General features: G+C 72.2%; 5 protein-coding genes. 3 read left to right on the top strand and 2 right to left on the bottom strand.

Annotated elements, in window-relative coordinates; genetic code table 11:
* Positions 1-127 precede the first annotated feature (127 nt).
* Entirely contained in the window at positions 128-1,783 is a 1,656-nt protein-coding gene (locus ACFWZ5_RS18630) for a hypothetical protein (protein WP_384799552.1), read from the bottom strand.
* A gap of 243 nt (positions 1,784-2,026) precedes the next feature.
* Positions 2,027-4,234: an elongation factor G-like protein EF-G2 gene (locus tag ACFWZ5_RS18625; protein ID WP_384799549.1), complete on the bottom strand. Its 2,208-nt coding sequence runs from the start codon at positions 4,232-4,234 to the stop codon at positions 2,027-2,029.
* A 259-nt stretch (positions 4,235-4,493) separates the two neighbouring features.
* Here ACFWZ5_RS18625 and pgsA point away from each other — a divergent pair, with 259 nt between their 5' ends.
* The 3 genes from pgsA to ACFWZ5_RS18610 are packed head-to-tail and all read left to right on the top strand — an operon-like array spanning position 4,494 to position 7,305.
* Positions 4,494-5,168, top strand: coding sequence for a phosphatidylinositol phosphate synthase (pgsA, locus tag ACFWZ5_RS18620; RefSeq protein WP_384799546.1), 675 nt, complete (start codon positions 4,494-4,496; stop codon positions 5,166-5,168).
* Positions 5,165-6,103, top strand: coding sequence for a phosphatidylinositol mannoside acyltransferase (locus ACFWZ5_RS18615; protein WP_384799543.1), 939 nt, complete (start codon positions 5,165-5,167; stop codon positions 6,101-6,103). Before pgsA ends, ACFWZ5_RS18615 begins: the two co-directional genes overlap by 4 nt.
* Positions 6,100-7,305 (top strand): glycosyltransferase family 4 protein, encoded by a 1,206-nt coding sequence (locus ACFWZ5_RS18610; RefSeq protein ID WP_384799540.1) that lies wholly within the window; start codon positions 6,100-6,102, stop codon positions 7,303-7,305. The genes ACFWZ5_RS18615 and ACFWZ5_RS18610 overlap by 4 nt, the downstream gene beginning before the upstream one ends.
* Positions 7,306-7,352: the final 47 nt, after the last annotated feature.

Genomic DNA, 7,352 nt, shown 5'->3' with positions numbered 1-7,352 from the left:
GGGGCGGGGCCCCGGCTGAAACTCCCCCACCCCCCGTGCCGCGGCCGCCACCCTTCGGGGCGACCCCCCCCTTTGCGCCCCCCATACCCCCGCCCCCGGCCGCGGCCCGCTGGCCTCGGTGCGCGGACTAGGCCCCGTACACGTCGGCACTGCGCGGCATCGGGTCCTGGATCGCGCCGCTGAGGAACGTGGCGCGGCCGCTGAAGCGGTCCGTGTTCACGCCGTTCTCCTCAAGGACCTTGATCGCGGCCGCGTGGACGACGCGGAGGACCGGGGTGGCCGCGCGGAGCGCGTCGTCGGCCATGAAGCGGTGCCGCCAGGGCTTGTCGGCCCAGGCGTGCCGCAGGCCGAACGGCTCGGGCAGGACCAGGCTGCCGCCGAGGTAGTCGAGGATCGGCGGGTACCAGGTGAAGGGGGCGCGGACGGCGAGGCGCACCACCTCCTGGGCGTCGACGAGCGGGAGGCTGCGCGTCGTGGTCTCCCAGAACTTGATGGTCTTGCTGACCGTCTTCGTCTTGGGCGAGGGCTTGCTGGTGAACAGCGAGTGCACCGGGCCCAGGGCGTGGCCGGTGACCTCGATGCGCAGCGTTTCGTGCAGCACCGTCACCGTGATCAGCATGGTGATGACCAACTGGCCGTCCCACAGCGTGAACTGCACGCCCAGGTAGTGGCGGTCGCCGCTGCCGAACTGCTGCTCGTTGCAGATGCGCTGTATCTCGTGGCCCTTGATCTGGAAGGCGTCGACGTCCGTGCCGGACGGACGGGACACCGCTCCCGCGTTCTCCCCGATGGGGGTGACGACCCAGTGCCGTATCGACGGCGTGGGGAAGCCGCCGGTGTGCAGGGGGCCGCGCTCCAGGAGGCGGAGCTGGTCGTGCACGGAGCGTATGACGTCCCAGCTGCGGAAGGGGTTGATCTCCTTGCCCTCGTCGCGCGGGACGAGCTCTTCGGCGAGCTGCCAGCTGCCCCAGCGGGTGCCCATGCCCAGTATCCCCTTGGGGCCCGCGTAGAAGATGGAGTTGCTCTGCTGCTCCGCGGAGAGGCGGGCGAGGCCCTGGCGCAGGCGCTCGGCGGTGGTCTCGCCGGGGCTGCCGGGGACCGCTTCGGGGATCTTGGCGCCGATGCCGCCGCCCGCGAGGAGGCTGTCCCAGCGCTCGCGCAGATCCTTGGCGGTGCCCTCGGCTATGCGCTTGGCCCAGAACCAGCCGATGACCGGGACGATCGGGGACACGCGCAGGTACCAGGCCCAGAAGCCGCCGAACGGCAGCTTGACGAGGACGATGACCGCGAGGGCGCCGAGGGCGACGAGGATGGCCGTGGCGATCGCCTGGGTGCGCTTGTCCTTCTGCTTGGAGATCCACTTGCGGGCCGTGAAGACGGCGAGCCAGGCGAGCAGGCCCGGCAGGAAGAGCAGTCCGCAGACGCCCATGACGAGCGTGAGCCAGCTGTCGCGGTGCTTGCGGATGCGGGTGGCGGCGAGGCAGTGCTCGACGACGGCCTGGGGCTCGGTGCCGAACGACTGGATGAGGGGCTTGCGGGCGCCGCCGAGCATGCGCACCTGGACCGTACGCGAGAAGGCCTCGCCGAGGCTCGGCTTGCACAGGGACCAACGGCCGGGCTTGACCACGGACTTGTGCCAGTCGCTGTTGGCCTTGAGGATGTCGTCGACCTCGCTGTCGCGATAGGCCGCGGAGGCCAGGGCGTGCGTGGCCGCGGTCTGCCCGGCGGCGCCCGCGAGCGGCACCTGGGCCCCTGGCCTGAAGTCGAATGCGTCGTCCGCCACCTGCCGCCCCCTCGCCGCGCCGCTCGGCGCCGCGGCTCGTCCCGACTGCGTTGTTCCCGGTTGTTTCCCGAGCTTCCCGACTGCGTGCCCCGGCACACCTGTTGACCTGGCCGGTACAGCAGTTGATCAGGTCATCAGCGTATCGGGGCGCACCGACATCCGTCAGGGGTCGGCCGAATGCCGCCCGCCCGGAGGGGAGAGGGGCGGGTGGCATTCGGGCTCGCGGCCCTGGACGGGCGCCAACTAGGCGGTGTCCTGGGCCTGTTCGCGGATCCTCTGGGCGAGTTGCGGGGGCATGGGCTCGTGGCGGGCGTAGGAACGGCTGAAGCGCGCCGTGCCCTGGGACAGGGAGCGGAGGTCGACGGCGTACCGGCCGATCTCGATCTCGGGCACCTCGGCGCGTACGAGGGTGCGTCCGCCGGGGGCCTGTTCGGTGCCGACGACCCGGCCTCGGCGCCCGGACAGATCGCTCATGACGGAGCCCACGTGGTCGTCGCCGACGAGGACCTGCACCTCCGCGACGGGTTCGAGGAGGTGGATGGTGGCGTCGGCGGCCGCTTCGCGCAGGGCGAGCGCGCCCGCGGTCTGGAAGGCCGCGTCGGAGGAGTCCACGGAGTGGGCCTTGCCGTCGAGCAGGGTGACGCGGATGTCGATGAGGGGGTAGCCCGCGGCGACGCCCTTGGCCGCCTGCGCGCGCACGCCCTTCTCGACGGAGGGGATGAACTGGCGCGGCACGGCCCCGCCGACGACCTTGTCGACGAACTCGATGCCGCTGCCGCCGGGCAGGGGCTCGACCTCGATCTCGCAGATGGCGTACTGCCCGTGGCCGCCGGACTGCTTCACATGGCGGCCGCGGCCCGCGGACTTGGCGGCGAAGGTCTCACGCAGGGAGACCTTGTGGGCGATCACGTCGACCTGTACGCCGTAGCGGCTGCGCAGCCGCTCCAGGGCGACGTCGGCGTGGGCCTCGCCGAGGCACCACAGGACGACCTGGTGGGTGTCCTGGTTCTGTTCGAGCCGCATCGTGGGGTCCTCGGCGACCAGCCGGGAGAGCCCCTGCGAGAGCTTGTCCTCGTCGGCCTTGCTGTGGGCCTGGATGGCCAGGGGCAGCAGGGGGTCGGGCATGTCCCAGGGCTCCATCAGGAGCGGGTTGTCCTTGGCGGACAGGGTGTCGCCGGTCTCGGCGCGGCCGAGTTTGGCGACGCAGGCGAGGTCGCCGGCGATCGCCCGGGAGAGGGTGCGCTGCTGTTTGCCGAAGGGCGCCGAGAGCGCGCCGATGCGCTCGTCCACGTCGTGGTCCTCGTGGCCGCGGTCGGCGAGGCCGTGCCCGGAGACATGGACGGTCTCGTCGGGGCGCAGGGTGCCGGAGAAGACCCGGACCAGGGAGATCCGGCCGACGTAGGGGTCGGACGCGGTCTTGACGACCTCGGCGGCGAGCGGGCCCTCGGGGTCGCAGCTGAGCGCGGGCCGGGGCTTGCCGTCGGGTGTGGTGACGGCGGGCGCGGGGTGTTCGAGGGGGGTCGGGAAGCCGCCGGTGACCAGTTCCAGGAGCTCGACGGTGCCGAGGCCCTGGCGGGCGCCCTCGGCGGCGGGCGCGGCGGCGAGCACGGGGTGGAAGATGCCGCGCGCGACGGCCCGTTCGAGGTCCTGGACCAGGGTCCGGTGGTCGATGGCCTCGCCGCCGAGGTAGCGGTCCATCAGGGACTCGTCCTCGCTCTCGGCGATGATGCCCTCGATGAGCTTGTTGCGGGCCTCCTCGATGAGGGGCAGCTGGTCGGCCCCCGGCTCGGACTCCTTGCGTTCGCCGGACGCGTAGTCGTAGACGCGCTGCGAGAGCAGTCCGATCAGGCCGGTGACGGGCTGGTGCCCGTCGGGTCCCTGTTCGCCGTGGAGCGGCAGGTACAGGGGCAGGACGGCGTCGGGGTCGTCGGCGCCGAAGGCCTCGGCGCAGGTGCGGGTCATCGCGGTGAAGTCGGCGCGGGCCGACTCCAGGTGCGTGATCACGATGGCGCGGGGCATGCCGACGGCGGCGCACTCCTCCCACACCATGCGGGTCGCGCCGGTGATGCCTTCGGTGCCCTCGGCGGCGGAGACGACGAAAAGGGCCGCGTCCGCGGCGCGCAGACCGGCCCTCAGCTCCCCGACGAAGTCGGCGTATCCCGGTGTGTCCAGGATATTGATCTTGCAGCCGCCCCATTCCACGGGAACGAGGGACAGCTGGACCGAGCGCTGCTGGCGGTGCTCGATCTCGTCGTAGTCGGACACCGCCGTGCCGTCCTCCACCCGGCCGGCCCGGTTCACCGCCCCCGCGGTCAGCGCGAGGGCCTCCACCAGAGTCGTCTTGCCCGATCCGCTGTGGCCGACCAGCACCACATTCCGTACGGACGCGGGATGGTCGGCCGCAGCTGCCCTGCCGGCGGCTCCGGGGTGTGCGTTCGCCTTGTCGCCCATGCCTTGGCCTCCCGGTTACGTGCATGGATGAGGAGGCTCAGCCCCCTCAGGGATGCTGGCTCAGCGCGGACACACGGAGGCCGGGTGCGGGGCGGCTCCGACGACGCCCGCGGTGCTTCCGAGCTTTCCACTTGCGTCACTGTGCGTCCATACGTCGTACGCGATCGTGAGGGGGCGAGCCGGGGTGTCCGGGGCGTGACTACGATGGGCCAGCCGGTGGCCAACGGGGCCGCCGTGCGCACCGACCCTCGGGAAGGCCATGCTGAACAAGTACGCGCGTGCGTTTTTCACGCGTGTCCTCACACCGTTCGCCGCGTTTCTCATCCGCCGCGGGGTCAGCCCCGACACGGTCACGCTCATCGGCACGGCCGGGGTGATGGCGGGAGCGCTGGTCTTCTACCCCCGCGGGGAGTTCTTCTGGGGCACGGTCGTCATCACGCTCTTCGTGTTCTCGGACCTCGTCGACGGCAACATGGCGCGCCAGCTCGGCCGCTCCAGCCGGTGGGGCGCGTTCCTGGACTCCACGCTCGACCGGGTCGCCGACGGCGCGATCTTCGGCGGCTTCGCGCTCTGGTACGCGGGCTCCGGCGACGACAACGTCCTGTGCGCCGTCTCGATCTTCTGCCTGGCGAGCGGCCAGGTGGTGTCGTACACGAAGGCGCGCGGCGAGGCGATCGGCCTGCCGGTCGCGGTCAACGGACTGGTGGAGCGCGCCGAGCGCCTGGTGATCTCGCTGGTCGCCGCGGGCTTCGCCGGGCTGCACAAGTTCGGTGTCCCCGGCATCGACGTGCTGCTGCCCGTCGCCCTGTGGATCGTGGCCGTCGGCAGCCTCGTCACGCTCGTGCAGCGCGTGGTGACGGTACGCCGCGAGTCCGCGGAGGCGGACGAGGCGGCCGCGCGTGAGGCCGCGCAGGAGAGCGAGACGGCCTCATGAGCCGCACTACGGAGAAGCTGATCGACGCGCTGTACGGCCTCGGCTGGAGCACGGTCAAGAAGCTTCCCGAGCCCGTGGCCGTGCGCCTGGGCCGCACCATCGCGGACGCCGCGTGGAAGCGGCGCGGCAAGGGCGTCCTGCGCCTGGAGGCCAACTACGCGCGCGTGGTGCCCGACGCGACGCCGCAGCGCCTGGCCGAGCTCTCCAAGGCGGGCATGCGCTCGTACATGCGCTACTGGATGGAGTCCTTCCGGCTCCCGGCGTGGAGCAAGGACCGCATCAGGTCCGGGTTCGTGCCGAAGGACGTGCACCATCTGACCGACGGCCTGGAGTCCGGCCGGGGCGTCATCCTGGCGCTGCCGCACCTGGGCAACTGGGACCTCGCGGGCGCCTGGGTCACCACGAAGCTCGAGACGCCCTTCACGACCGTGCAGGAGCGGCAGAAGCCGGAGTCCCTGTACGACCGTTTCGTGGCCTACCGCAGCGGCCTCGGCATGGAGGTCCTGCCGCACACCGGAGGCTCGGCGTTCGGCACGCTGGCGCGGCGTCTGCGCGCGGGCGGCCTGGTGTGCCTGGTCGCGGACCGCGACCTGTCGGCGTCGGGCGTCGAGGTGAAGTTCTTCGGCGAGACCGCGCGCATGCCGGCCGGACCCGCCGCGCTCGCCCAGCAGACGGGCGCGCTGCTGCTTCCGGTCACGCTCTGGTACGACGAGTCGCCCGTCATGCAGGGCCGCGTCCACCCGCCTGTCGAGGTCCCGGAAACGGGTACCCGGGCCGAGAAGACGGCCGCCATGACCCAGGCCCTGGCCGACGCCTTCGCCACGGGGATCGCCGAGCACCCGGAGGACTGGCACATGCTGCAGCGCCTGTGGCTCGCGGACCTGGATCCGGCGAAGGCGCCCTCTACGGAGAAGCGGGCAGAGGGGACGCCGTGAGGATCGGGATCGTCTGCCCGTATTCGTGGGACGTCCCGGGCGGCGTCCAGTTCCACATCCGCGATCTGGCGGAGCACCTCATCGCAGGCGGCCACGAGGTGTCCGTCCTCGCCCCGGCGGACGACGAGACCCCCCTGCCGCCGTACGTCGTCTCGGCGGGCCGTGCCGTGCCGGTGCCGTACAACGGCTCGGTCGCCCGGCTCAACTTCGGCTTCCTGTCGGCCGCGCGGGTCCGCCGCTGGCTGCACGACGGCACCTTCGACGTCATCCACATCCACGAGCCGACGTCGCCGTCGCTCGGCCTGTTGACGTGCTGGGCGGCGCAGGGGCCGATCGTGGCGACGTTCCACACGTCCAACCCGCGCTCGCGGGCCATGATCGCCGCGTATCCGATCCTGCAGCCCGCCCTGGAGAAGATCAGCGCGCGCATCGCGGTCAGCGAGTACGCGCGCCGCACGCTCGTCGAGCACCTCGGCGGCGACGCGGTCGTCATCCCCAACGGCGTCGACGTCGACTTCTTCGCCCGGGCCGAGCCCAAGCCCGAGTGGCAATCAGGAGGGGCGCGCAGCTCGGTTGAGGGTGGTGGGAGACGGGCGGGCGAGACCCTGGGGTTCATCGGGCGCATCGACGAGCCCCGCAAGGGCCTGCCCGTCCTGATGAAGGCCCTGCCGAAGATCCTCGCCGAGCGCCCGGGGACCCGGCTGCTCGTGGCCGGGCGCGGCGACGAGGAGGAGGCCGTCGCCTCGCTGCCCCGCGAGATGCGCAGCCGCGTGGAGTTCCTCGGCATGGTCAGCGACGAGGACAAGGCGCGGCTGCTGCGCAGCGTCGACGTGTACGTCGCCCCGAACACCGGCGGTGAGAGCTTCGGCATCATCCTGGTCGAGGCGATGTCGGCGGGCGCCCCCGTCCTCGCCAGCGACCTGGACGCCTTCGCCCAGGTCCTCGACCAGGGCACGGCGGGCGACCTGTTCGCCAACGAGGACGCGGACTCCCTCGCCGCCGCGGCCCTGCGCCTCCTGGGCGACCCGGCGCGCCGCGAGGAGCTCCGCGAGCGGGGCAGCAAGCACGTGCGCCGCTTCGACTGGTCGACGGTGGGCGCGGACATCCTGTCGGTGTACGAGACGGTGACGGACGGCGCGGCGGCCGTCGCGGCGGACGAACGCACGGGCCTGCGCGCCCGATTCGGGCTGGCCAGGGACTAGCGAGACCGCCTGAGGAGCCCGTCCGGCGCTTGAGGACGAGGCGCGAA

Source organism: Streptomyces sp. NPDC059003, from assembly GCF_042740445.1.
GTDB lineage: Bacteria > Actinomycetota > Actinomycetes > Streptomycetales > Streptomycetaceae > Streptomyces.
This window is presented reverse-complemented; position numbering and strand designations above follow the sequence as displayed.